Annotated in this window: 25 protein-coding genes and 1 tRNA gene; 11 read left to right on the top strand and 15 right to left on the bottom strand. The window is 69.9% G+C overall.

Translation table 11 applies throughout. From position 1 onward, the window contains the following. Nucleotides 1-2: 2 nt before the first annotated feature. The 13 genes from nuoH to pdxS form a co-directional block, all read right to left on the bottom strand. The gene (gene nuoH, locus AABM41_02670) at nucleotides 3-1,022 is read right to left on the bottom strand and encodes an NADH-quinone oxidoreductase subunit NuoH (protein MEK6191210.1); all 1,020 of its coding nucleotides are present in this window, start codon (nucleotides 1,020-1,022) and stop codon (nucleotides 3-5) included. 9 nt (nucleotides 1,023-1,031) lie between these two features. After that, complete coding sequence (locus AABM41_02665; GenBank protein MEK6191209.1) at nucleotides 1,032-2,315, bottom strand: NADH-quinone oxidoreductase subunit D; 1,284 nt, start codon at nucleotides 2,313-2,315, stop codon at nucleotides 1,032-1,034. Continuing rightward, nucleotides 2,312-2,947 carry an NADH-quinone oxidoreductase subunit C gene (locus AABM41_02660; GenBank protein ID MEK6191208.1) on the bottom strand — a complete coding sequence of 212 codons (636 nt, stop codon included), beginning with the start codon at nucleotides 2,945-2,947 and terminating at the stop codon, nucleotides 2,312-2,314. The genes AABM41_02665 and AABM41_02660 overlap by 4 nt, the downstream gene beginning before the upstream one ends. Then, nucleotides 2,887-3,429 carry an NADH-quinone oxidoreductase subunit B gene (locus AABM41_02655; GenBank protein ID MEK6191207.1) on the bottom strand — a complete coding sequence of 181 codons (543 nt, stop codon included), beginning with the start codon at nucleotides 3,427-3,429 and terminating at the stop codon, nucleotides 2,887-2,889. The genes AABM41_02660 and AABM41_02655 overlap by 61 nt, the downstream gene beginning before the upstream one ends. Nucleotides 3,430-3,506: 77 nt before the next feature. Continuing rightward, complete coding sequence (locus AABM41_02650) at nucleotides 3,507-3,866, bottom strand: NADH-quinone oxidoreductase subunit A (protein ID MEK6191206.1); 360 nt, start codon at nucleotides 3,864-3,866, stop codon at nucleotides 3,507-3,509. Between the two features lie 98 nt (nucleotides 3,867-3,964). Then, nucleotides 3,965-5,095, bottom strand: a complete 1,131-nt coding sequence (locus AABM41_02645) for a hypothetical protein (GenBank protein ID MEK6191205.1) — start codon at nucleotides 5,093-5,095, stop codon at nucleotides 3,965-3,967. After that, complete coding sequence (locus AABM41_02640) at nucleotides 5,092-5,700, bottom strand: DinB family protein (GenBank protein ID MEK6191204.1); 609 nt, start codon at nucleotides 5,698-5,700, stop codon at nucleotides 5,092-5,094. Before AABM41_02640 ends, AABM41_02645 begins: the two co-directional genes overlap by 4 nt. A 12-nt stretch (nucleotides 5,701-5,712) precedes the next feature. Beyond that, nucleotides 5,713-6,042: a cyclic-di-AMP receptor gene (locus AABM41_02635; GenBank protein ID MEK6191203.1), complete on the bottom strand. Its 330-nt coding sequence runs from the start codon at nucleotides 6,040-6,042 to the stop codon at nucleotides 5,713-5,715. A gap of 15 nt (nucleotides 6,043-6,057) precedes the next feature. Then, a complete protein-coding gene (gene tmk / locus AABM41_02630) occupies nucleotides 6,058-6,678 on the bottom strand; it encodes a dTMP kinase (protein MEK6191202.1) in 621 nt (206 codons plus the stop codon). Nucleotides 6,679-6,680: 2 nt separating this feature from the next. Further along, on the bottom strand, nucleotides 6,681-8,378 hold the full coding sequence (locus AABM41_02625; protein ID MEK6191201.1) for a R3H domain-containing nucleic acid-binding protein: 1,698 nt from the start codon (nucleotides 8,376-8,378) through the stop codon (nucleotides 6,681-6,683). Between the two features lie 26 nt (nucleotides 8,379-8,404). Next, nucleotides 8,405-9,466: a hypothetical protein gene (locus AABM41_02620; protein MEK6191200.1), complete on the bottom strand. Its 1,062-nt coding sequence runs from the start codon at nucleotides 9,464-9,466 to the stop codon at nucleotides 8,405-8,407. Further along, complete coding sequence (gene pdxT / locus AABM41_02615; protein MEK6191199.1) at nucleotides 9,463-10,068, bottom strand: pyridoxal 5'-phosphate synthase glutaminase subunit PdxT; 606 nt, start codon at nucleotides 10,066-10,068, stop codon at nucleotides 9,463-9,465. The genes AABM41_02620 and pdxT overlap by 4 nt, the downstream gene beginning before the upstream one ends. Next, nucleotides 10,062-10,976: a pyridoxal 5'-phosphate synthase lyase subunit PdxS gene (gene pdxS / locus AABM41_02610; protein MEK6191198.1), complete on the bottom strand. Its 915-nt coding sequence runs from the start codon at nucleotides 10,974-10,976 to the stop codon at nucleotides 10,062-10,064. The genes pdxT and pdxS overlap by 7 nt, the downstream gene beginning before the upstream one ends. 103 nt (nucleotides 10,977-11,079) lie before the next feature. Between pdxS and AABM41_02605 the strand changes: the two genes are divergently transcribed. The 3 genes from AABM41_02605 to galE all read left to right on the top strand — a co-directional run bounded on the left by AABM41_02605 (nucleotide 11,080) and on the right by galE (nucleotide 14,221). Continuing rightward, a complete protein-coding gene (locus tag AABM41_02605) occupies nucleotides 11,080-11,610 on the top strand; it encodes an HNH endonuclease (GenBank protein MEK6191197.1) in 531 nt (176 codons plus the stop codon). Further along, nucleotides 11,565-12,998, top strand: coding sequence for an HD domain-containing protein (locus AABM41_02600; protein ID MEK6191196.1), 1,434 nt, complete (start codon nucleotides 11,565-11,567; stop codon nucleotides 12,996-12,998). The genes AABM41_02605 and AABM41_02600 overlap by 46 nt, the downstream gene beginning before the upstream one ends. Nucleotides 12,999-13,111: 113 nt before the next feature. Next, nucleotides 13,112-14,221 carry a UDP-glucose 4-epimerase GalE gene (gene galE, locus AABM41_02595; GenBank protein MEK6191195.1) on the top strand — a complete coding sequence of 370 codons (1,110 nt, stop codon included), beginning with the start codon at nucleotides 13,112-13,114 and terminating at the stop codon, nucleotides 14,219-14,221. Here galE and AABM41_02590 read toward each other — a convergent pair. Together AABM41_02590 and AABM41_02585 are read right to left on the bottom strand one after the other, a co-directional pair. Continuing rightward, complete coding sequence (locus AABM41_02590; protein MEK6191194.1) at nucleotides 14,211-14,702, bottom strand: transcriptional repressor; 492 nt, start codon at nucleotides 14,700-14,702, stop codon at nucleotides 14,211-14,213. The genes galE and AABM41_02590 overlap by 11 nt on opposite strands. Beyond that, complete coding sequence (locus AABM41_02585) at nucleotides 14,699-15,445, bottom strand: ZIP family metal transporter (protein MEK6191193.1); 747 nt, start codon at nucleotides 15,443-15,445, stop codon at nucleotides 14,699-14,701. Before AABM41_02585 ends, AABM41_02590 begins: the two co-directional genes overlap by 4 nt. Nucleotides 15,446-15,547: 102 nt before the next feature. Here AABM41_02585 and AABM41_02580 point away from each other — a divergent pair, with 102 nt between their 5' ends. From AABM41_02580 to AABM41_02545, 8 genes are all read left to right on the top strand, one after another. Then, nucleotides 15,548-16,816, top strand: a complete 1,269-nt coding sequence (locus tag AABM41_02580) for a DEAD/DEAH box helicase (GenBank protein MEK6191192.1) — start codon at nucleotides 15,548-15,550, stop codon at nucleotides 16,814-16,816. After that, entirely contained in the window at nucleotides 16,813-17,511 is a 699-nt protein-coding gene (locus AABM41_02575) for a hypothetical protein (GenBank protein MEK6191191.1), read from the top strand. Before AABM41_02580 ends, AABM41_02575 begins: the two co-directional genes overlap by 4 nt. Further along, nucleotides 17,508-18,809, top strand: coding sequence for a glycosyl transferase family 2 (locus tag AABM41_02570; protein ID MEK6191190.1), 1,302 nt, complete (start codon nucleotides 17,508-17,510; stop codon nucleotides 18,807-18,809). Before AABM41_02575 ends, AABM41_02570 begins: the two co-directional genes overlap by 4 nt. Beyond that, complete coding sequence (locus AABM41_02565; GenBank protein ID MEK6191189.1) at nucleotides 18,809-20,719, top strand: glucosyl-3-phosphoglycerate synthase; 1,911 nt, start codon at nucleotides 18,809-18,811, stop codon at nucleotides 20,717-20,719. The genes AABM41_02570 and AABM41_02565 overlap by 1 nt, the downstream gene beginning before the upstream one ends. Continuing rightward, a complete protein-coding gene (locus tag AABM41_02560) occupies nucleotides 20,716-21,891 on the top strand; it encodes a glycerate kinase (protein MEK6191188.1) in 1,176 nt (391 codons plus the stop codon). Before AABM41_02565 ends, AABM41_02560 begins: the two co-directional genes overlap by 4 nt. A gap of 1 nt (nucleotide 21,892) precedes the next feature. Further along, a complete protein-coding gene (locus tag AABM41_02555; protein ID MEK6191187.1) occupies nucleotides 21,893-22,180 on the top strand; it encodes a hypothetical protein in 288 nt (95 codons plus the stop codon). Between the two features lie 23 nt (nucleotides 22,181-22,203). Continuing rightward, a complete protein-coding gene (gene nth / locus AABM41_02550; GenBank protein ID MEK6191186.1) occupies nucleotides 22,204-23,076 on the top strand; it encodes an endonuclease III in 873 nt (290 codons plus the stop codon). Further along, nucleotides 23,056-23,130 (top strand) — tRNA-Thr (locus AABM41_02545). The genes nth and AABM41_02545 overlap by 21 nt, the downstream gene beginning before the upstream one ends. The last annotated feature ends 343 nt before the right edge of the window (nucleotides 23,131-23,473 follow it).

Raw genomic sequence — 23,473 nt, 5'->3', positions numbered from 1 at the left:
CATCACAGCTTGAAGATCAGGACCACCGCGGCGGTCACGAACAGATTGATGAGCGCCAGCGGGAGGAGCGCCTTCCAGGCCATGCCCATGAGCTGGTCGACTCGCACGCGGGGCAGGGTAGCCCGCACCCAGATCGCGATGAACACGAAGATGTACGTCTTCAGGAAGAACCAGACCAGGCCGTAGACGGTGCCGGCGAAGCCGTCCAGCTGGGCCGGGAAGGGCCACGGCGCCAGCCACCCGCCGAAGAAGAGGGTGACCAGGATGCCGCACATGATGAAAAGTGCGACGTACTCCGCAAAATAGAAGAAACCGAATCGCATGCCCGAGTACTCGGTGAACGGGCCGGCCACGATCTCCGAATCGGCCTCCACCATGTCGAACGGGGTGCGGTTGATCTCCGCGGCGGCGGCGATGAAGAAGATCGGGAAGCCGACCAGCTGCCAGATGACCGCCCAGCCGTGCTCCAGCTGCCATTCGACGATGTGGGTGAACGACAACGTCCCGGTCAGGACCACCACGCCCACGATGGACAGGGTCAACGGGATCTCGTAGCTGACCATTTGGGCCGCACTCCGCAGCCCGCCCAGCAGCGCGTACTTGTTGTAGCTGGCCCAACCGGCGACCAGCATCCCGACCACCGACAGACCGATGATGGCGAAGAAGTAGATGACGCCGATGTCGGAGTCGAAGGCCACAAGGCCCGGGGCGAACGGGATGACCAGCATGCTCATGGCGGCCGCCATGAACACCATCCACGGCGCCAGGGTGAAGACCGGGACGTCGGCTCGATCCGGCGTCTGGTCCTCCTTGGCCAGGATCTTGAAGCCGTGGATCGCGCTCTGGAACATCCCGCGCGGGCCGACCCGGTTGGGGCCGTAGCGGAGCTGCATGAGGGCGATGATCTTCAGCTCCAGCTGGCCCACGATGAACGCGGTCGGCACGGTCAGCAGCAGCAGCAGGGTCGTTGCCGCCACGAAACGGCCGACGCCGAGCAGGGTTTCGATGGTCGCCGGATCCATTTCGGCCCCCTACTTGTCCACGCCGCCCATGATCGGATCCAGGCTGGCCATGATCGCCATGGTGTCGGCGATGAGGTGCCCGGGCATGAGCTTGGGCATGACCTGCAGGCTGATGAAGCTCGGGTCGCGCATGCGGAACCGATACGGGTTCGGGCCGCCGTCGCTGATGGCGTACACGCTGTACAGCCCACGGGGCGACTCGATGGCCGCATAGGCGCGTCCGGGGCGAGGGCGGATGATCCCCGGCACCTGGGCCTGGACCGGGCCGTGGGGCATCTTGTCCACGATCTGGTCGATAAGGTGGATGGACTGCTTCAGCTCCGCGATGCGCTGCATGTAGCGGGCATAGGTGTCGCCCTCGGTGTGGGTGATGACGTCGAACTCGAGCTCGTTGTAGATGCAGTACGGGTGGGCCTTGCGGACGTCGAACGGCACCCCGCTGGCCCGCAGATTGGGTCCGCTGACCCCCAGAGCTATCGCTTCCTTGCCGCTCAGGGTGCCCATCCCCCTGGTCCGAGCCCGGAAGATCTCGTTATCGGTCAGGATCTTCTCGTTCATCTCGACGTTGTCCAGGACGTTGGCCCGCCATCGGCCGAGGCGCGACATGAACTCGTCATTGGTGTCGAAGTTCACGCCGCCCACTCGGAAGAAGTTGAACAGCATCCGCTGGCCGGAGATGGCGGCCAGCATCTCGACCACCTCGTCGCGGTTGATGAAGCCGTACAGGATGGGAGTCAGGCCGCCGATGTCGAGCGCCAGGAAGCCCATCATCAGGCCGTGGCTGAACACCCGGTTCAGCTCGACCACCAGGGCCCGGATGTACTCCGCCCGGCGCGGTGCCTGGATCCCGTACAGCTTCTCGAACGCGATCGCCGGCGCGTGCTCGTTGTGCATGGCCGACATGTAGTCCATGGGGTCCACGTAGGTCAGGACCGTGGTGTAGGTGGCCTCTTCGCACAGCTTCTCGATCCCTCGGTGCAGGTAGCCGAGCACAGGGTCGATGTCGATGACCACCTCGCCGCGGACCTTGACCACCAGGCGCATCACGCCGTGGGTGGAGGGGTGCTGGGGGCCCATGTTGACGAGCATTTCGCCGTCGCCGAGGGTGTAGACCTCCTGCTCGCGCTCGGTCTGGGGCGGCCGGTCGGGGGGCGGGACGATGTCGAAGCCGAAGAACTCCTGGCGCGGCGCGCCGGTGGCCATGGCGTCCAATACCAGCGGGTCGGGGATGCGCGGCTCGTCGGAGCGTGGCTCCTCCGCGTCCTCAGCTTGCGGCGGCTTGGTGGTCGTCACACCGGGCCTCCCGGCTCGTCGCGGTGCGCGGCGGCGTCCGCCAGCTTGCTCAGGTCCCAGGTCTCGGGCCGCTCCAGCGGGCGGTTGCCGGCGGCGGCGGAATCGGCGGCGTCATCGGGGAGCAGGAAGTCCTTGCGCTGCGGGAAGGACCGGTAGTCCGGCGACATGTAGATCCGCCGCAGGTCGCGGTTGCCCTCGAAGACGATGCCCATCATGTCGTACATCTCGCGCTCGTGGAACATCGCCCCTTCCCACAGCGAGGTGATGCTGGGCGTCACCGGATTCTCGCGGTCAACCTTGACCCGGACCCGCAGCCAGGTGGGGTGGCGGTCCGAGTACAGGTGGTAGACGACCTCGAACCAGTTGCCGACCCCGTAGTCGACCGCGGCCGCATCGGCCAGGAAGAAGAAGCCGAAGTCCGCGTCGTCGCGCAGGGTGCGGAGCGAATCGACGATCTTGTCGCGGGGAACCTGGATCTCGACCGTGTCCTCGTCGGTCCACAGTTCGCTCGCCGCGTCGGCGAGCCGGTCGCCCAGCAGCCGGACCAGCGGGCCCGCCGCGGCCGGTGCGCTCAGCGCACGTCTCCTTCCCAGGATCGGAGGTCCGGACCCCGGTCGGCATAGGTGGCCCACTGGCCGCGGCGTTGCTTGACCAGTTCCTGGAGCTTCATCAGCCCGTAGATCAGGCCTTCGGGGCGCGGCGGGCAACCCGGCACGTAGACGTCGACCGGCATGACCCGGTCCACGCCCTGGACGACGCTGTAGCTGCGCTTGAAGCGTCCGCCGGAGGTGGTGCAGGTGCCCATGGCGACGCACCACTTGGGCTCCGGCATCTGCTGCCACAGGCGCACCAGCGGACCGGCCATCTTGGTGGTCAGGGTGCCGGCCACGATCAGGACGTCAGCCTGGCGCGGCGAGGCGCGGAACGGGAACATCCCGAATCGGTCGATGTCGTTGACGCTGGTGGCGGTGCTCATCATCTCGATGGCGCAGCACGACAGGCCGGACAGGAGCGGCCACAGCGAGTTGGCCCGGATCAGGTCCAGGATGTAATCGGCCCGGGTGGGGATGACCTCCAGCAGGCCATGGAACCCACCCTGGGGGTGGTTCTCCATCCCGAACTCGCCCAGCAGCGGATCGTCGCCGGCCGCGTCGGGGATGACGATCGGCTCGTCAGCTCGGGGAGCGGTTGTTATCGCCATTTCAGGTCACCCTTCTTCCAGGCGTAGAACTCGCCGTACATCAGGACCACCAGGAAGATCCCCATCAGGATCATGCCGGTGAGCGTGAGGTCGCGAATCACGATCGCCCAGAGGTAGATGAAGATGATCTCCACGTCGAAGGCCACGAACAGCAGGGCGTACAGGTAGAACGCCAGCCCGAAGCGGGACCAGGTGTCACCGATGGTGTCGATCCCGCACTCGTAGGGCAGCCCCTTCTGGGCCTCTTTGCGCCGATGCGTGATCAGCCACGAGAACAGAATCGTGCCGAACACGAACGTCGTGGCGGCGAAGCCGAATCCCAGGACGTAGAGCAGCCCGGTCTGGTCCATCGTCGTTGTGCTCGCTCGAGCGGGCCGCTACGGCCCGCAATGCGGATCAAATCTCCTGATCAGAGTCTATCAGGAGAGCCTTCCGACGACGAACTCGGCTACCTGCCAAGCCAGGCGGCGTCTGTGAGGATGCGGAGGCCGTCGCTGACCAGAGTGTGGGCGCCGAGTAGGAACGGGACCGATGCGGACGCCGCCGCCGTGGTGAGGTCGCGGAGCCACGGAGTGGCTATAGGCGAAGGGTCGCCGAAGTCGGAGGCATAACGCTCTTCTGGCGATGGCCAAGCGGCGGTGTCCGATGAGCCGGCAAGGGACGCCATCACGACCCGTGTATCGATGATGACCGCATCGCCGAGGGTCGCCAGGTGCTCCATAAGCGAGGCGCCCCCGTGTTCCGTCACCCAATCCGCGAGTAAGGATCGTGGACGGTGGCCGGGTGCCGCTCGCATCCCACGCTCCTCCACGAAAAGGCGCACCCGGCAGGCGGCCTGCTCCTCGAGGTAGGCGAAAGCGCTGGACGGAACGCGGCCGGCCACAACCAGCTCCGCATTCCGGTTCCTGAGGACCGCCAGCAGATCCTCGAGGCGCGGGATCTCCAGTGATCGGCTGCCGGGCAGTTGCGCGCCCTCGAGGAACGCGACAATCGCCGGATCCAGCGTCCGCGTGCCGGCGATGCGCGTCGCCAAGCGCAGCAGGGCGAGATCGAGCGGCGTGTCGACGTCGAATCGGGTCCAAGGCGCGTCAGAGAGGTCGCGGACCGTGAAACCGGCCGCTTCCAGGGCTCGCGGGGCGCCGTTATCGGCTCCCAGTCCGGCCAAAACTCCCAGCGCGGCACTCAGGTCGCCGGCCACAACGAACGCATCGGAGCTGAAACGGTTGTTGGTGACCACCTCTCCGGCGATCGGGCTCAGCAGCGCGTCCAACGCCTCATCCCCGAGCATGGCCAGCGCCCCGGCGCCGACCCAACCCAATGCGTCTACTCGGTCGCCGGCCTCGTCCAACGCAGCTCGGGCAGCGCGCGAGTACCAACTTCCCCAGTGAAACGGCCCGGCCTCCACCGCCGGCGGGATCAGCTGCACGGCGGCGCCCTGGCGGGCCAGCCGCTGGCTGAGCTCCGCGGCCAGCAAGTGCCGGCCGGTGGCCAGCCCCGCTGCGTACGAGCCAAACGGTGCCTCGTCGGCGGCGGGGGCGCCCATCAGGACCAGCGGCGCGGGGCGCTGGTCGCCGCTCATCCCGAGGCGCGGTCCAGCAGGTCGTGGAGCTGCTCGAGGTGCATGAGGTCGTGGACTCCGCAGAACAGGAGCCATTCCCCGCAAAGCAGCCGGGTGCCGATCAGCGGATGGTCGAGGGGGCATGGATCGGTCTCGTGGCCGGCGATGGCCGCGGCCGACAGGGCCATGGAGCGACGGCTCTTGTTCAACAGCATGAGCAACGTCTCGCGGTCGGCATCGGCCGGGCCGGGGATGCCCGGCGTGACTACGGGCGGGGGATCGGGCCACTCGCCACGAGCTGCGAAGGCGGCCGCCGCGGCCAGGTAGCGCCGCGACCCCGTGGCGTGCGCGAAGGCCTGGGCCACGTTCCAGTCGTCCTCGCCTCCAGGCGCTAGGAGGAGCTCCTCCGGCATCTCGGCCAGGACCGCCTCGAGAGCGTCGGCGATTGCCTCCTGCTCGGCCAACACACGAGGGGCGCTTCCCGTTCCCGCCCGGCGACTCAGCTCGGCGCGGATCGCCGAATAATCCTTGCTGAAATCGGCAGGATCGATGAGCCGCCAGACGGCCAGCACGTCCGGCGCCCCGAACTCCAGCTCGTCCACCCAGGCGCGCGAATTTGCGCGCATCACTATCGGTCTCTACAAGCGCTCGAAGCGCTCGACGGGAAGGACGAAGACGGTGGCCCCGCCGACCTCGACCTCGACCGGGTAGGGCATGTAGAACTCGCCCGGCTCCATGATCGGGGGCATGGGGTTCACGAACTGCTTGCGGGCGTGGCAGTTGGCGCTGATGAGGGCCAAGACGGCGTCCACCTGGTCGTCCTCGCACCCGATCAGGATGGTCGCGTTGCCCTGCTTGAGGAACCCGCCCGACGAGTTCAGCCGGGTGGCGCGGTACTCCTTTTCGAGCAGGGCGTCGACGAGGGCTCCGGCGTCCTCGCTGTGAACGACGGCGGTGACCAGCTTCATCGGCCGCAGTATGCCCTACCGATGCAGGAGCGGCGCCACCAGCTCGCGGATGGCTGCGTCGGTTTCTTCGACCGATCCGGAGGCGTCCAGGACCCGGTACCGACCAGGTTCGGCCGCGGCCAGATCAAGGTATGTGCGTCGCACGCGCTCGAAGAAGGCAGCGCTCTCCGTGTCTTCGAACCGGTTCCAACGGTCGCGCCGCTTGCGCCCGAGGCCGATCTCGACCGGCACGTCCAAAAGGATGGTGAGGTCCGGCTTCAACCCGCCGGTGGCGAACGCCTGGAGGTCGCGCAGGGCGTCCATGTCGAGGCCGTAGCCGCCTCCCTGGTAGGCCATGGACGAGTCGAGGTAGCGGGCGCAGACGACCCACTCGCCCCGCTGCAGGGCGGGGAGGATGCGGCGCTCGACATGCTGGGCGCGACCGGCGGCGAACAGGAGCGCATCGGCCTTGGGATCGAGGTCGTCGGAGAGCGTTCGGATGTGGAGAAGCAGTCGCCGGATCTCCTCGCCCACCGGAGTTCCGCCCGGTTCGGCGGTCAGGGTCGTCGGCACGCCGCGGGTGCGCAGCCATTCGGCCAGGTGGCGGGCGGCGGTGCTCTTGCCGCTGCCTTCGGGGCCCTCCAGGGTGATGAACAAACCTAGCGCCAGGCGCGCCCCTCTTCGGGAAGGAGCTGAACCCGGCGGTTCGGCTCGCTGCCCCGCGAGCGGCTCATGAGGTTGTGCTGCTCGGCCATCTGGTGCTGAAGGCGCCGCACGTAAGCGTTCTGGGGCGCCAGCTCCATCGATCGGCCGCTCTCCTGCACCAGGCCGATGGCCTCTGCGGTCTCGCGCAGGGCGGCCTCCTGGGGATTGGCCTCCAGCTCGTACAGGTTGGCGAGCATGGACTCCATCTGGAGCAGCGTATTCGTCTTCAGCACGAACAGCGGGGTACCGCCCGCCTCCGCGTCGCGCAGGGCCGGTGGCTTGCGGCGGTAGTACGTCCGCAGGGTGATGACCGCATCCGATTCCTCAAGGTCGCGGGCCACGGTCACAGGCACGCCCAGCTCGCGGACCGCCTGCTCCAGGCGCTTGCGGCTGACGCCATACGGGAACACGGCCATGGGCCGCATGCTCGCCACACGCGTTTCGCGCTCGCGGGCGGTCGTGGCCTGGGCCACGTCCGAGGAAACGTCCGATGCGAGCATCGCCTCCTCGATCGACCCCTGACCCCGCCCCCCGGGGAGCGGCTGGAGCCCAGACAAGCCGGTGCGCCGGCTGAACGTACCGTGTCCGCCCGGCTCGGGCGTCACGAACATCGAGCTGTTGGAGGCTGCCTCCTGGATCCGGTAGTCATACTTGGTCGCGGCGCGCACCTCGCCTGCCTCGTCCCGCCAGCGCGACTCGGGCGGCACCATGTGGCCGCGCAGGATGGCGTCTATCGTCTCTGCCACGCTGCGGTGGACGATGACCCGGTCCCGCTCCACGATCTCGACCACCACGTCGAACGTCGGCGGCGCCTTGCGCTCCAGGACGCTCTTCTGGGTCCCGCGCCGCCGGGCCTCCTCGTCGCCCAGGGTCACGGTCTGGATCCCACCGATGAGGTCGGACAGGGTCGGGTTGAGCATGAGGTTGTCCAGCGTGTTGCCGTGGGCGGTGCCCACCAGCTGGACACCCCGCTCGGCGATGGTCCGGGCCGCGACCGCCTCCAACTCGGTCCCAATCTCGTCGATGACGATGACCTCGGGCATGTGATTCTCGACCGCCTCGATCATCACCGCGTGCTGCTCGGTGGGGGTCCGGACCTGCATCCGCCGCGCGTCACCGATCCCCGGATGCGGGATGTCCCCGTCGCCGGCGATCTCGTTGGAGGTGTCGACCACCACCACCCGCTTGCCCAGGTCGTCGGCCAGGACGCGAGCCACCTCGCGCAGCATGGTCGTCTTGCCGATCCCCGGCCGGCCCAGGATCAGCAGGCTCTGCCCCGACTCCACGATGTCGCGGATGATGTCGATGGTTCCGAACACGGCCCGCCCGATGCGGCAGGTCAGGCCCACCACCTTGCCGGACCGATTCCGGATGGCGCTGATCCGATGCAGGGTGCGCTCGATGCCGGCCCGGTTGTCGTCACCGAAGGCGCCGATGCGGTCCACCACCCAGCCGATGTCGGCCTCGGTGACCTCACGCTCCAGGAGGAGCTCCTCACTATGCGTGAAGCGGGCCTCCGGCCGGCGGCCCAGGTCCAGGACGACCTCCAACAGGTCGGCCCGCGACCCCAAGCCGCGGACGCGCTCGATGACCTCCGGGGGCAGCGCCCCCAACAGGGCCTCGAGGTCGTCGGTGGTTTCGAGTTTCGCCACGCGTTCCTCCGCGCTCGGTTGCCTGCTCAATTGACCGCCGGCACCATCGCCGGTTGGCGTGCCGTGGCCCTCACCTCGCGTACCAGCAGGGTGACTCGTCCCACCGGTGCGAAGCCTGCGTCCGCGGCTGCCTGTAGTCCCGCCGACTCGTATGTTCGCACCGGAGCCAGGATCCCGGCGGCGAGCGCGTCCGCGGGCAGGCGTCCCAGGACAGCGCTGAGCATGGCGGCCCCGTCGGTTCCGTCGCGGACCAGGAAGCGCAGGTAGTGCGGTCCCACCCGGCTCGCCCCGTGCTGGGCGAATCCCCCGGCCCGCTGGTCGAGTGGCGCAAGCCAGGCACTGACGGCGGAGAAGTGGAGGATGGGGTTCAGGCTGGAGCGCGGGACGATGGCCTCGTGGCCCGCCGACTCCCAGTCCGCGGCGCGGTAGTCCTCCACCCTCGCGACGGCGGGCGGGGTGCAGTGGCTCCACAAGTCGAACAGGTGCCAGGCGTCGGGCGCCCCGGCGGGCTGGAGGTTGATGTCCGCGGCGACGGCTCCCCGCCTGGGCAGCCGATTCCGGAAGCCGCGGCGCAGCCAGCTCCGCCCGGTGCTCCCCGGCTCCTCGGCCGGGCGGTACAGGATCTCCTCTTGGGCGTATGCCATGAAGCCTGCCGTCCCGAACAGCTGGAGGTTCTCGGGCACGTCCGCGCAGGCCACGTGATAGCGCGCAACGTCGCGCTTGGCCCCCTCTGCGATGAGGGCCTCGAGGAGGGCCCAGCGCACCTCGCCGGCCATCGGCCCGTCGGCGGCGTCGAGCTCGATGATCACCCAGTCGTCACGGTGCGGCTCAGTGATGGCCCGGCATGAGCCGATCAGCGCCCCGTCCGATTCGGCCACCAGGTGGACCGATGGCGGGCGCAGTGGGATCCACGACGGGATGAGGGTGGACAGCTGGATGCCGGGACTCCCCGCTGGGGCGGGTACGCCCAGGCTGCGCCGATACGCGTCCGACGCGGCATGGACCTGTCCCGACAGCTCGGCCAGGGCCTGGCGGTCGGTCAGGCGCGCGGCACGCACCTCGCCGGCATCGTTGGCCACGCTGTTCATGCTCGCGTCTCGACCCCGATGAGGTCTACCAGCGCGCGGTGGAAGCGCCGATCCCCGGTCAGCTCGGGATGGAACGCGGTGGCCAGCAGGCGGCCCTGGCGCACGGCCACCGTGCGCCCCATCGGATCGGTGGCCAGGACCTCGACCCCCGGTCCCACATCGGTCACCACCGGCGCGCGAATGAAGACCGCGTGGAGCAGCTCGTCCCCCAGGGCCGGGACGGCCAGGTCGGCCTCGAACGAGTCCAGCTGGCGCCCGTAGGCGTTGCGCCGGACCTCGATATCGAGCAGCGGCAGGATCGGCTCATCGCCATCGGTGATTCGGCGGGCGAGCAGGATCATGCCCGCACAGGTGCCCCACATCGGCGCACCCGAGGCCGCCAGGCTGAGGATCGGCTCGGCCAGGCCGTAGGCGTCGATCAGGCGCCGCATGGTGGTGCTCTCCCCGCCGGGCAGGATGAGGGCCTCCACGCCGGCCAGGTCGCGTGGAAGGCGGACCTCCACTGGCTCCGCGCCCACCTCGCGCAGCGCGGCGGCGTGCTCGCGAACGTCCCCCTGCAGCGCCAGGATGCCGACCCGTGGCCGGCGCTCTGTGCCTACCAACCCCGGGTGGCCAGCCGCTCCTCGGCAGGGATCTCGGCCAGCTCCAGGCCACGCATCGGCTCACCCAGCCCCGCGCTGACCTCGGCCAGGATCTCCGCGTTGTCGTAGTGGGTGGTGGCCTTGACGATGGCCCGCGCGACCTTCTCCGGATGCTCGGCCTTGAAGATCCCGCTGCCTACGAACACGGCCTCCGCGCCGAGCTGGCGCATGAGGGCCGCGTCGGCAGGGGTGGCGACGCCGCCGGCCGAGAAGTTGGGGACCGGCAGCTCGCCCAGCTCGGCCACCTGCCGGACGACCTCCAGCGGGGCGCGCAGCTCCTTGGCGGTAGCGAAGAGCTCGTCCGAACGCATGGTGCGCAGCTGCGCGATGCCGGACCGTACGGCGCGCATGTGGCGCACGGCCTCGACCACGTTGCCGGTGCCCGCCTCGCCCTTGGTCCGGATCATGGCCGCGCCCTCGCCGATCCGGCGCAGGGCCTCGCCCAGGTCGCGGCAGCCGCACACGAACGGCACGTCAAAGCGGTGCTTGTCGATGTGGTGCGCCTCGTCGGCCGGAGTCAGGACCTCCGACTCGTCGATGTAGTCGACCTCCAGGGCCTGGAGGATCTGGGCTTCGACGAAGTGGCCGATCCGGCACTTGGCCATGACCGGGATGGTGACCGCCCGCTTGATGTCCTCGATCAGCTTGGGGTCGCTCATGCGGGCCACCCCACCGTGCTTGCGGATGTCGGATGGGACGCGCTCGAGGGCCATCACCGCCACCGCGCCCGCTTCCTCAGCAATCCGGGCGTGATCGGCGGTCACGACGTCCATGATCACCCCGCCGGCGAGCATGCGCGCCAGCCCGACCTTGGTCGCCCAGGTCGAGGTTTGGGTGAGGTCGTGGGTGGTTGGCTCGGTGGTCGTCATCAGGCCCGCATTGTACTCGCGGCCCCTCGAGGATCCGATCGGTGGGCCTGGTTGCCGGGCCTCGTTGGCGGCTCCGCTATCATCGCGCGCACGGAGGCTCGGATTGCTCAACGCACCAGTCCTGGTTCTCAACCAGAATTACGAAGCCCTCAACGTCTGCGACATCAGGCGCGCCTTCCGGCTGCTCGGCGCCGAGAAGGCGGAGCTGATCGCCCGCAACCACCAGGTGATCCACACCGTCAGCCGCGCCTTCGACGCGCCATCGGTCATTCGCCTGGTGTATCTCGTCCGCCGGCCCCAGCCCCGGGTCAAGCTCTCGCGGCGCGAGGTGTTCGCCCGGGACCGCCATAGCTGCCAGTACTGCGGCACCGCCACCCACGACCTGACGATCGACCACGTCGTACCACGCCACCGCGGCGGCCGCCACGAGTGGGAAAACCTGGTCGCCGCCTGCCGGCGCTGCAATCATCGCAAGGGTTCCAAGACTCTGGCCGAGTCGCGGATGGCCCTGCGCCGCGAGCCGCGCGCCCCGCGCGCCGACGCGCGCTACCTGTATGGCTCCTATCTGACCGATGAGCGGAACGACGCTTGGCGGACGTTCCTGTTCCTGGACGAGCCCAAGCCACGGAACTGAGGCTCCCCGCCCCGGTCACCGCCGTCCTGGGTGACCTGGCTGCCGCCGGTCACGAGGCCGCGCTGGTCGGGGGCTGCGTGCGCGACCTGGTCCGCGGGGTCGAGCCCGGCGACTGGGACGTGGCCACGTCCGCTCCTCCGGACGTGGTGGCCGCGCTGTTCCCGGACTCCACCTGGGTCAATCCGTACGGGACCGTAACCGTCCGATCCGGACCGATGGCGGTGGAGGTGACGACCTACCGCACCGAAGCCGGGTACCGCGACGCGCGCCACCCGTCGGAGGTGCGGTGGGGGACGCGGCTCGAGGACGACTTGGAACGACGCGACTTCACGATCAACGCCATGGCCTGGGTGCCCGATGACCTGGCCGCGGGGCGCGGCCACGTGGTCGACCCGTACGGCGGGCAGGCGGACCTGGCGGCCGGCGCCCTGCGCGCGGTGGGGGACGCGGAGCAGCGATTCACCGAGGACGCGCTGCGCCTCCTGCGGGCCGTGCGTTTCGCCACCACCCTGGGCTTAACCCTGGACCCCGCCACGGAGGCCGCCGCGACGCGGCTGGCCCCGGCCGCGGAGCAGCTCTCCGGGGAGCGGGTGCGCGACGAACTGCTCCGGCTCCTGGCCGCGGAGGAGCCGTCACGCGGGTTCTCCCTGATGGAGCGGCTGGGGCTGCTGGGCGTGGTGCTTCCCGAGCTGGCGGCCCTGCGGGGCGTGGAGCAGGGCAAGGTCCTGGGTGGCGACGCCCTGGATCACTCCCTGAGGGCCGTGGATGCGCTGCCGGCCGCGGACCCGGTGCTCCGCCTGGCCGGATTGCTCCACGACGTGGGCAAGGCGCCCACCGCTGCCGACGGCCACTTCATCGGCCACGAGTCGGTCGGCGCTCAGCTCGTCGAGCGCCGCTTGCGGGAGCTGGCCTTCCCCCGCACCGAGATCGATCGCGTCAGCCACCTGGTGCGTCACCACCTCATCCACTACACGTCCGACTGGTCCGATGCCGCCGTGCGCCGCTTCCTGCGCCGCATCGGCGCCGGCCAGCCGCTGGACGATCTGCTGGCGTTGCGCCGCGCCGATACCGCCGCGTCGGTCGGACCGGAGCTGCGTGACCGCGCCGCCGACGAGCTGGAGCGGCGCCTGGCCGCACTCCGGGGAGCCGCGGTCCTTTCGGTCCGCGAGCTGGCGGTGGATGGGGATGATCTCATCGCGGAGCTTGGCATGGCGCCTGGCCCGGAAATCGGGCGGATCCTCGACGAATTGCTGCAGGCCGTCCTGGACGACCCCGCGCTCAACAACCGGGAGCCGCTATTGCGGTTGGCCCGCGAGGCGGCGACGGCCGGCCAGGGTGGTGCGTCGAAGCACCACAACACCGGACCTGGCGCTTCGGAATCGGCCTAGCCCGCTGCTACAATCGGCGACCCGGACCCATCGGAGGAGCCCTTCCCCGCATGAGCGTCAGTACCCGACGGGCTGCCCTGCCCGTCCATCGGTCTGTCAGCTAGGTTGGCCGCGTGCGGATCCTGGTCGTCGGTGGTGCCGGCTTCGTGGGCTCGACCAGCGTCGAGACCTTCATTGACGCCGGTCACGACGTCACCGTTTACGACAACCTGAAGTTCGGGCACCGCGATGCGGTGATCCGCGACGTGCGCCTGGTGGTGGGCAGCCTGAGCGACCAGAACCGGGTCGAGCGCGTTCTGCGCGAGCATCGGATTCAGGCGGTCCTTCATTGCGCCGCGCGCTCGCTGGTCAGCGAGTCGATGGAGAAGCCGGAGCTGTATTACCGCGAGAACGTGGCGAACGGCGTCAAGCTGCTCGAGGCCCTGCGTGAGCGACGCGTGAACCGGATCGTGTTCTCGTCCACGGCCGCGGTCTATGGCGAGCCCAAGCGGGTGCCAATCGCCGAGGCGGACCGGACCGAGCCGATCAACCCCTACGGCGAGACGAAGCTGGCCTTCGAGGGCGCCATGCGCTGGTACGCCGCCTGCCATGGCTTCCGCGCCATCAGCCTGCGCTACTTCAACTGCGCCGGCGCCACCGAGCGCAACGGCGAGGACCACGACCCCGAGACCCACCTCATCCCGCTGGTGCTCAAGGTGGCCGCTGGCGAGTTGCCCGACGTGCGGATCTTCGGCCAGGACTACAACACACCCGATGGGACATGCATCCGCGACTTCATCCACGTCCGCGACCTGGCTACGGCCCACCTCCTGGCCCTGGAAGCAACCGGCGAGGCGGAGCCCTCGTTCGAGGTCTACAACCTGGGCTCGGCGGCCGGGTTCTCGGTCCGCGAGGTGATCGAGGCCGCCCGCAAGGTGACCGGCCGCGCGATCCCGGCCCGCGTCGTCAAGCGCCGGCTCGGCGACCCGCCACGGCTGGTGGCCTCATCCCGTCGGGCTCGCCGCGACCTGGGCTGGCAGCCGCGGGAGTCGTCGCTGGAGCAGATGCTGGCCGATGCCTGGGCCTGGAAGCTGTCCCATCCGACCGGCTATGCCAAGCGCAAGCCGCGCGCCCCGCGCCATCACGGGCGGGGAGGTGCGGGCCAGTCGTCGGATGGTGTGGCGGCCGCGGACGCCGGACCGACCGCTTCCGTCGAGCGGGTTTCGACCCGGGTCAGCTACTAGGCGGAGCCGTCTCGGCCACCTCAGCGGCCGCGGATGCATCGGCCGCCGCCTGAGCCTCGGCCGCCTCGGCGGCGCATCGGCGGCACACGCCGTAGAAGTCCATCCTCGCGTCCTCGATCTCGAACCCCAGCTCGCGTCGCGCGCGCCGGCTGATCTCGGCCACCAGCTCCTCCCCGACCTCCTCCACCGTGCCGCAGACGCGGCACGCCAGGTGGTGGTGATGGGCCGGGCGGCAGGCGACGTAGGCGTAAATGTGGCCGTCGCGCTCCAGCCGTCGGGCCAGGCCGGCCTCGGTCAGCGCTTCCAGGGTCCGGAACACGGTCGCGCGGCCCAGGTTGCGGTGACGGGGGCGCATCCGCTCCCATAGCTCCTGGGCTGTGACCTGGTGGCGCGCAGAGGACAGTGCTGCGGCCACGGCCAGCCGTTGGGTGGTGACGCGTTGGCCTGCCAGCCGAAGCCGGCGCGCGGTCGCTGCGCTCACAGTTGCGCTTCCAGCCCCCAGGTCATGGCCATGATCGCCGCCACGCCGACCAGCGTGGCCACGATCACCCAGCGCGAGCCTTCATTGCGGTGAGCTTCGGGTAAGAGCTCGGCAGCGCCGACGTACAGGAAGAAGCCCGCGAAGGTGGCCAGCAGGGCCCCCAGAATCGGATCAGGGATCGGGATGATCGCGGTCACCGCAGCCCCGAGCACCGGTGCCAGGCTCACGACGAAGACCCAGCGCATGGTCGATGATTGCGGTACGCGGCTGGCGAGCAGCAGGCTCACGATGCCGATCCCGTCGCTGAACCGATGGATGACGACGACCAGGCTGACGACGAGGCCGAGCTCCGGGCTGGCCTGGAATGCGGCCGCCATGGCCACCCCGTCGAGAAGGCTGTGGACCGACATCGCGCCGGCCCCGATGAGCCCCACGTGACGGTGGGCCGCGTCGTCGTGGTCGAGCTCGGTCGCCGTTTCGTGGCCGACGTGCAGGAGCGTCACCTTCTCGATCACGTAGAAGGCGAGGAAGCCCACCGCCGCGAATAACATGGCCAAGTTCGTGGCACCGGCCATCAACTCCACCGATTCGGGTAGCAGGTCGAAGAACGCGGCTCCGATCCGGATCCCGGCCCCGACCGCGATGACGTAGCCCACCTGCCGGACGAGCCGCAACGCCATCACCCCGCCGCCCAGGGCAGACAGGACAGCGGTGGCCGACATGGCGACCAGGAGGGGAGTCATACCTGAGACGCAGTATCAACGCGTAATGGGCCGCCGTCAAGGCGCGGGAAGCGCCCGTGCTACGATCCGAGCAACCGATCAACAACCTGCCGGAGCCACTGCTTGCCGCCAACCCCGACCACGCCCCGTCGCCGAACGCGTCGCCGCGCGCCGGTCCCGCCGCCGCACACCGACGGCCGCCAGCCCACCGCCGAACCGACTGCCGAACCCCTCTCCGCGCTGACTGCGGCCGTGATGGCCGCTGCGGCCGGGTATCGGTTCGGGGACATCGAGGTCCCGGTCACCATCGCCCGCGCCCTGGAGCAGATGGGCTACGTCACGCCCACCGAGGTCCAGGCCCGGGCTATTCCGCCCCTCCGGGCGGGCCACGATCTCATCGGTCAGGCCCAGACCGGGACGGGCAAGACGGCCGCGTTCGGGATCCCCATCGTCGAGCACGTGGACCCCGGCTCGAAATCGGTCCAGGCCCTGATCCTGACCCCCACCCGGGAGCTGTGCCAGCAGGTCACCGCCGAGATCGCCCGCATCGGGCGCTTCCGGAACGTCAAGACGGTGGCCATCTACGGCGGAGCGGCCATGGACCGCCAGATCACCGCCCTCCAGCGCGGAGCGCAAGTCGTGATCGGCACCCCGGGGCGCGTTCTCGACCTCATCCGTCGAGGGGAGCTGCGCCTGGAATCGGTGCGGACCGTGATCCTCGACGAGGCCGACCGGATGTTGGACATGGGCTTCATCGTGGACGTGGAGACGATCCTGGCCCGCTGCCCGCGCCAACGCCAGACGGCGCTGTTCAGCGCCACCATGCCGTACGCCATCCTCCGCATCTGCGATCGGTTCATGCGCCGCGACGCGGACCACATCGCGGTCCGTCCCGAGCTGAAGTTGGTCGAAACGGTCCGCCAGATGGTCTACTTCGTGGCCGAGCAGGACAAAGTGGCGGCCCTGATTGAGCTGGCCGATGGGTTCGGGTTCGATCGGCTCCTCATCTTCCGCCATACCCAGATCGGCGTGGATCGGCTGAGCGCCTCGCTCAAGCGGCGGGGCAGGAACGCGGCCGCCCTCCATGGCGGCCTGTCCCAGCGGGAGCGGGAGAAGACGCTGGCCGCTTTCAAGGCGGGGGAGATCCAGTTCCTGGTGGCCACCAATGTCGCCAGCCGCGGGCTGGACATCACCGACCTGCCGTACGTCCTGAGCTACGACATCCCCGAGGACGCGGACACCTACGTCCACCGGGTGGGTCGCACGGCGCGAATGGGGCGTGCCGGCACGGCCATCACGTTCGTCGCCGAGTGGGATCTCGACGCGTGGCAGGCCATCCGGTCCGAGGTGGGCATGGAGGTCGAAGAGGGGGAGCTGGGCCTGTACCGATGACCGATCAGCCCTTGGGCGACGAGCCGATCCGCCCCCAGCTCGCCACCGAGGCGAGCGTCGGAATCAACAGTCCGCATTGGTCGTTCGAGCCGTACTGGATCGGGGAACGGCTGCTGGCTCGCGTCGCGGACGGCGAAATTCGCCTGACCGATGCCGGCGGACACGCCGTCGACGAGTTCTACGGCGACCTGGCCGAGGTGCTGCGGACCTCGGTCGACGCCGACCAGGCGGTGCTGGACGGGATCTGGACCGCACAGCCGTTCCTGGGTCGCGGATCGGCGGCCGAACGCTGGTCCGAAGCGCTGGCCGACGAGGCCGGCGATCTGCCCGAGGACGGACCCGATCCCGCGCAGCTGGAGAAGCGGCGCGCATTCGTGGTCGTCGACCTCATCGAGCTGGACGGGCAGTTCTTGGGTGAGCACCCGTACCAGGAGCGCCGCCGCCTCCTGTCGGGGGTGGTCAGCGAGAGTGTTCGGCTGCGGGTCACGCCCTCGATCAAGATGCCACTCCGGTCGTGGTTCCACGCCTGGCAGGAGAACGGATTCAGCCGCGCGGTGGCCAAGCACGCCAACTCGCGCTACCGGCCCGGGACGTCGAACGAGGACTGGATCATCATCACCATCGACCCAGACCGGCACCCCGGCGTGACCGGCCTGTTCTGGAAGGGACGCAAGAAGCGCGAGATCACCCGGTGAGCGTCGCCTCCGCCCTCGATGCGCGCGGTCGGTCCGCAGTGCGGGGGGTCGGCCAGGCGGACCTCATGGTCGGGATCCCCAGCTTCGGCAACGCCGACACCATCGGTTACGTCGTCCGGGCCGCCATGGCCGGCATGGTCCAGTACTTCCCGGAGTTGAAGCCGGTCCTGGTCAACGCCGACGGGGGATCGCCCGACGACACGCCACGGGTGGCGGTCAGCACGGAGAGCCCCGCCTACCTCGAAAAGATGATCCTGGTCCGGCCGCCGCATCGGCTGCGACGGGTCGCGGTCACCTACCGCGGGCCGAGCGGCAAGGGGTCCGCCGTCCGGGCGCTGCTGGAGGTCGCCCGCGAGCTGAAGGTCGAGGCCCTGGTGCTGGTCGACTCCGACCTGCGGAGCATCGTGCCCGAGTGGATAGAGCTGCTGGCGGGTCCGATCCTGAAGGGCGGCTACGACTACGTGGCCCCTCTGTACGCGCGCCACAAGTTCGACGGGACCATCACCAACCAGATCGCCTACCCCCTGACGCGGACCCTGTATGGGCGGCGGATGCGCCAGCCGATCGGGGGCGAGTTCGCCTTCAGCCGCGACCTGGTCAACGCCCTGCTGGAACTCGACGACTGGGACGAGGCCACGGCGAAGTTCGGGATCGACGTCTGGATGACTCACCACGCCCTGGCCGCCGGGTTTGCGGTGTGCCAGACCAGGCTGGGGGCCAAGATCCACGACCCCAAGGATCCCGCCTCTGACCTGGGACCCATGTTCCGGCAGGTGGTCGGCACCCTGTTCCGGCTGGCTGGCTCGATGTCCGAGGCGTGGCTCCCGGTCCGCGGCTCGCAGCCGGTTCCCGAGTACGGCTTCGAGCGGGTGGTGCTGCCAGAGGCGATAACGGTCAACCAGGCCAAGCTCGTGGACGCGTTCGAGACCGCGCGCCTGGCCCAGCGCCAGGTGTGGAAGCGGACCCTGGCCGGGGAGCAGCTGGAACGGGTGCTGGCGCTGCCTGCCGAGGACCCTGCGGCCTTCACCTTCCCCTCGGAGCTCTGGATCCGCTGCCTCTACGACGCGTTGCTCGCCTTTCAACGGCCGGGCATCGACCGCGACGCGCTGCTGGCGGGCCTGACCGGGCTGTACTTCGGGCGTACCGCGGGCTTCTTCAATGAGGCTCGTGAGATGACCGATGAGCAGGCCGAACGGCTGGTCGAGAGCCAGGCCCGCGAGTTCGAGGACCTCAAGCCCTGGCTGGTCCGCGCCTGGCAGGCGCAGTCGGCCGGGGGAAAGGTCGGGGGGCCGGGCTGATGGCCCGCCGGCGTGGTCCGTATCGGGTCCTCATGCCGCTGGCCAACCCGCGCACCGCGCGCGACCTGATCCGCATCGGTTCCCACCTCGCCCACCGGCGGCCCACCGAGATCACCGCGCTGGGCATCGTCGAGGTCCCCGAGGGCGTGTCGCTGGCGGAGGGCGCCAGCCGCGCGCGCCAGGCCCGCCGCCTGCTCCAGCGGGTGCCTGACTTCCGGGACGACGCGTCGGTCGAGGTCCATACCGCGGTCCGCATCGGCCGCCAGGCGTCGGAGGGGATCGTGGAGGCGGTGGCCGAGATCGGGGCCGACCTGGTGGTCTTCGGCTGGGGCGGCCCCCAACCGACCGGCCTGCGGCACGCGGTCTTCTCGACCACCATTGACCAGGTCGTCCGTGAGGCCCCATGCGATATCGCCGTGGTCAAGCAGCGCGCACTGGGAACCGTCCGCTCCATCCTGGTCCCGGTTCGGGGAGGTCCGAATGCCGAGCTGGCGCTCTCGCTGGCCACCGACCTGGCGCGCGGCTTCGGCGCTGAGCTGGTCGTTCTGCACGTGGTCCCGCCCGAGGGTGGCTCGGCCGCGCTCGAGGACGAGCGGGCGGCGCTTGGCCGCCTGGTCAGGCGTAATACCCGAGGGGTCAAGGTCCGCCAGCTGCTGGTGGAGGCGCCGACCGTTCGGGGCGCCATCCTGCAAGAGGCCGCGAACCACGACCTGGTTGTGGTCGGGGCCTCTGCCCAGCCGACCGGAGCCGGATCGGGCCGGCGCCTGTTCGGGCGGCTGGCGGAGACAGTCGCCAGCCGCGCCAAGCCAACCGTGATGGTGGTCAAGACCCGACAACCGTTCACCGCAGTCACCTTCGAACATCTCCGGGCCGAGACCGGAAGCCTGCCCGCCGCGGACGCCGCCATCGAGCAGACCCGCAGCCTGCCGAGCGTGGTCGACCGCTGGTTTGCCGAGAACACGTTCGACACCAGCGAATTTCGCGACCTCAAGCGCCTGGTGGACCTCAAGGAGCGCCAGGGCCTGACCATCAGCGTGGGACTACCGACCCTGAACGAAGAGAAGACCATCGGGCTGGTCATCCGTCGCATTCGCGATGCGCTCATGGACCGCGTGCCGTTGGTGGACGAGCTGCTCGTCATCGACTCGGCCTCCACCGACCGAACGGTGGAGATCGCCCGCGAGCTGGGGGCACCCGTCCGCCAGCACGACACCATCCTCCCGGAGCTGGGGAGCCACGTCGGCAAGGGCGAAGCGCTGTGGAAGAGCCTGTACGAGCTGCGCGGGGACATCGTGGTCTGGGTCGACACCGACATCCGCAACATCCAGCCTCGCTTCGTGTACGGCCTGCTGGGCCCGCTCCTGCGCGAGTCGCGGATCCACTACGTGAAGGCCTTCTACCAACGGCCCCTGACGGCTGGCGGGCGGCGCCAGCCCGACGAGGGCGGACGGGTGACAGAGCTGACCGCTCGCCCGCTCATCAACCTGTTCTTCCCCGAGCTGTCCGGCATCATCCAACCCCTGGCCGGGGAGTACGCGGGGCGTCGCGCGCTCCTCGAGTCGGTGCCGTTCTTCACCGGCTACGCGGTCGAGATCGGGCTGCTCATCGACATCCTGGACCGCGTCGGCCTGTCCGGCATCGGGCAGGTCGACCTCGAGCGCCGCATCCATCGCAACCAGTCGCTGCTGGACCTGTCGCGGATGGCCTTTGTCATCCTCAAGGCCGGGATCACCAAGCTGGAGGAGCGTCAGCGGATTGAGCTGCTGACCGACATGGGCGAGCGGATGAAGCAGATCCGCCAGGAAGGTGACAAATTCAGCCTGGAGGTCCGCGAGGTGGGGGACGAGATTCGACCGCCGATGAACACGATCCCCGCCTACCTCGCGAGGCGCAAGGAGCTTTCCCGATGAGCCCGCCGCTGCGCGTGGTCGTGGCTCCCGACTCGTTCGGGGGTGCGCTGGACTCGGTGGCGGTCGCCGAGGCCATGGCCCGCGGCTGGGCCTCGGCGCGGCCCGACGATGTGGTGGTGAAGATCCCGATGGCGGACGGGGGCGAGGGGACCCTGGCCGCGATCGCCGCAGCTCGGGGAAGCGCGGCCACCCGGAACACGGTGATGACGACCGATCCCCTGGGCCGGCCGATCAGCGCGGACTGGCTGGCGCTCGACGGCGGTGCAACGGGGTTCGTGGAGATGGCGGCGGCCAGCGGGCTGGCGCGGCTGGCCTTGGCGGAGCGGACGTCGACCAGTGCTCGGTTGGCCACGACCCGGGGGTCGGGACGGCTCATCGCGGCGGCGCTGGATGCCGGCACGGGACGGATCGTGGTTGGCCTTGGCGGATCGGCCACCACCGATGGCGGGGCGGGGCTGCTGGTCGAGATGGGGCTCCGGCTGCTCGACGCCCGCGGGGGCCAGGTGCCGGACGGCGGCGCGGCCCTGGCGACGTTGGACCACGTCGACGCCGACGGGCTCGATCCGCGGCTGGCCGAGGTCGAGATCCTGATCGCTTCCGACGTCACCAACCCCCTGACCGGGCCGAACGGCGCAGCCGCGAGCTACGGGCCGCAGAAGGGCGCGGACCCCGACGCCGTCGCCGAGCTGGACGAGGCCCTGGTGCGCTGGGGAGCCGAGATCCGACGAGCGACGGGTCGCGACGTGGCGGAGGTCCGAGGCGCCGGCGCGGCCGGCGGGACAACGGCCGGGCTGCTGGGCTTCACCTCCGCCGAGCTGCGCTCCGGCGTGGAGGTCGTGGCCGACCTGGTGGGCCTGGCGGCGGCCTGCGAGGGGGCGGACCTGGTCATCACCGGGGAGGGGCGGGCCGACGAGCAGACCCTGGCCGGCAAGGCGGCGCTGGGGGTGGCCCATCATGCCGGCAATGCCCCGGTCGTCCTGCTGTGCGGCGGCCTGGGCCCAGGCGCCGAGATCGTCGAGGAGTCGGGGGCGTTCGCCGTGGTGCAGCCCATCATCGATCGACCACTCGGCCTGGAAATCGCCATGGCCGACACCGAACGCCTGCTGGCCAATGCGGCTGCCCGGTTGGCGCGCAGCATCGACATCGGTCAGGGATTGGGGAGCCGAGGCTAACGTGCGAGACGTCGACGAGATCGTGCGGCGCACCGCATTCACGCTCCGGGTACCGATCGGGGCCGAGGCCGAGCCACCCCAGCGCCTGTGGTTGGCCGCCGGCGGAACGGACTTGAGGGCCGAGTTCTGCACCCCAACCGTGCTGCTCTGCTCACCCGACCACGCGGACGCGTGGGCCACGCGGCAGGATGGTCGGGGTCGGATCGTCGACCTGGGCCAGGCCTCGCGACTCGGAGCCGGGGCCTGGGCCGGGTATGCCCGCGAGACCGCGAGGCTGGGAGCCGCGTGACGGACGCCGCACGACCTCGCAGGGTGCGATCGCGGGTCAACCGCCGCCGGCTGGCCGCGCTGCGCCGCGTGCGGCGCGCGCGCATCCGTCCCATCCTGGAACGCCTGGCTGACCGATACGGAATGCCGGTCTGGTCCGGTCCGCGGCTGGACCCCGTCGCGGAGCTGGTCCTGACCGTGCTGGCCCAGAACACGGCCGACACGAATTCGCACCGCGCCTTCGTGGCCCTGCGGGCTGCCTACCCGTCGTGGGACGCCGTGCTGGCTGCGCCGACCGACGAACTGGCAGACGTCATCCGGCCCGGCGGGCTGGCCCCAACCAAGTCCCGCCGCATCCAGCTCGTTCTGGCCGAGGTCCACGACGCCACGAACGGGACCTGGGACCTCGGGTACCTGCGGGAGTGGCCGCTCGAGCGGGCCCGCGAGTGGCTGGTGGGCCTGCCCGGGATTGGGCGCAAGACGGCATCGATCGTGCTCCTGTTCGCGTTCGGCCGGCCCGCGCTGCCGGTCGACACCCACGTCTATCGAGTCGCCTCCCGGCTGGGCCTGCTCCCGCCCAAGACCGACCTGACCCGGGCCCACGACCTGCTGGAGGAAGTGGTGCCGCCCGAGGCCATGTACGCCGGGCACGTGCTGCTCATACGCCACGGGCGGGAGGTGTGCCGCGCCCCGCGCCCCATCTGCGGCCTGTGCCCGCTCACCGACCTGTGCCCGTACTTCGCCCTGGTCCAGCGCGGAAAGGCGCGGATGGCCCCCATTCCCCGTTCGCTGGAGCGCGGGCCGCGCTACCACGACGAGCTGCTCCACGGCTGGGCGCCGCCCTCGGTCAGGTTGGGGAGCGCAAAGGGAGAGGCGCTAAAATCGGCCGGCGATCGGGCCGAAGTAGCTCAGGGGTAGAGCAACGGTTTCGTAAACCGTCGGTCGTGGGTTCGAATCCCACCTTCGGCTCCAGTCTTCTGAGCACGAAGTTGCCCCGCTCACGAATCGGAGGCGCGATCGTCTGTTCGGTTTGACGCCCCGGCTGCGACCTGAACGCCGGCTCGCCGCGAATGCGGCGATTTGACCCGCGGCCACCGCCGGCGATACCATCGGGTGCTACCACGAGGCCCCGCGACGGGGCCCGCTCAAGTTGCGCAGCTCCATGAGCACGTGCAGCCGCGACGCGTGTTCGCAGATCCGGACCCCGCTGCTCAGGTCCACGATCTCTGCTGATGCACGTGGTCGTCGCAGCCATCAGGGCCGGGCATGGCGTCGCTCCATCCGCGACACCTGCTGTGCCCGCGCCGGGAGGTGA

The sequence above is a fragment of the Chloroflexota bacterium genome (genome assembly GCA_038040195.1).
GTDB lineage: Bacteria > Chloroflexota > Limnocylindria > QHBO01 > QHBO01 > DASTEQ01.
The sequence above is the reverse complement of the archived record's forward strand: the minus strand, read 5'-3'. Positions and strand labels throughout refer to the sequence as shown.

Bases quoted from the DNA above. Each gene is read 5' to 3' on its own strand.
- AABM41_02635 (MEK6191203.1), bottom strand. From the start codon at position 6,042: ATGAAGCTGGTCACCGCCGTCGTTCACAGCGAGGACGCCGGAGCCCTC.
- AABM41_02620 (MEK6191200.1), bottom strand. From the start codon at position 9,466: ATGAACAGCGTGGCCAACGATGCCGGCGAGGTGCGTGCCGCGCGCCTG.
- AABM41_02640 (MEK6191204.1), bottom strand. From the start codon at position 5,700: ATGCGCGCAAATTCGCGCGCCTGGGTGGACGAGCTGGAGTTCGGGGCG.
- AABM41_02560 (MEK6191188.1), top strand. From the start codon at position 20,716: ATGAGCCCGCCGCTGCGCGTGGTCGTGGCTCCCGACTCGTTCGGGGGT.
- AABM41_02655 (MEK6191207.1), bottom strand. From the start codon at position 3,429: ATGGAGAACCACCCCCAGGGTGGGTTCCATGGCCTGCTGGAGGTCATC.
- AABM41_02645 (MEK6191205.1), bottom strand. From the start codon at position 5,095: ATGAGCGGCGACCAGCGCCCCGCGCCGCTGGTCCTGATGGGCGCCCCC.
- AABM41_02650 (MEK6191206.1), bottom strand. From the start codon at position 3,866: ATGGACCAGACCGGGCTGCTCTACGTCCTGGGATTCGGCTTCGCCGCC.
- nuoH (MEK6191210.1), bottom strand. From the start codon at position 1,022: ATGGATCCGGCGACCATCGAAACCCTGCTCGGCGTCGGCCGTTTCGTG.
- pdxS (MEK6191198.1), bottom strand. From the start codon at position 10,976: ATGACGACCACCGAGCCAACCACCCACGACCTCACCCAAACCTCGACC.
- AABM41_02575 (MEK6191191.1), top strand. From the start codon at position 16,813: ATGACCGATCAGCCCTTGGGCGACGAGCCGATCCGCCCCCAGCTCGCC.
- AABM41_02585 (MEK6191193.1), bottom strand. From the start codon at position 15,445: ATGACTCCCCTCCTGGTCGCCATGTCGGCCACCGCTGTCCTGTCTGCC.
- AABM41_02565 (MEK6191189.1), top strand. From the start codon at position 18,809: ATGGCCCGCCGGCGTGGTCCGTATCGGGTCCTCATGCCGCTGGCCAAC.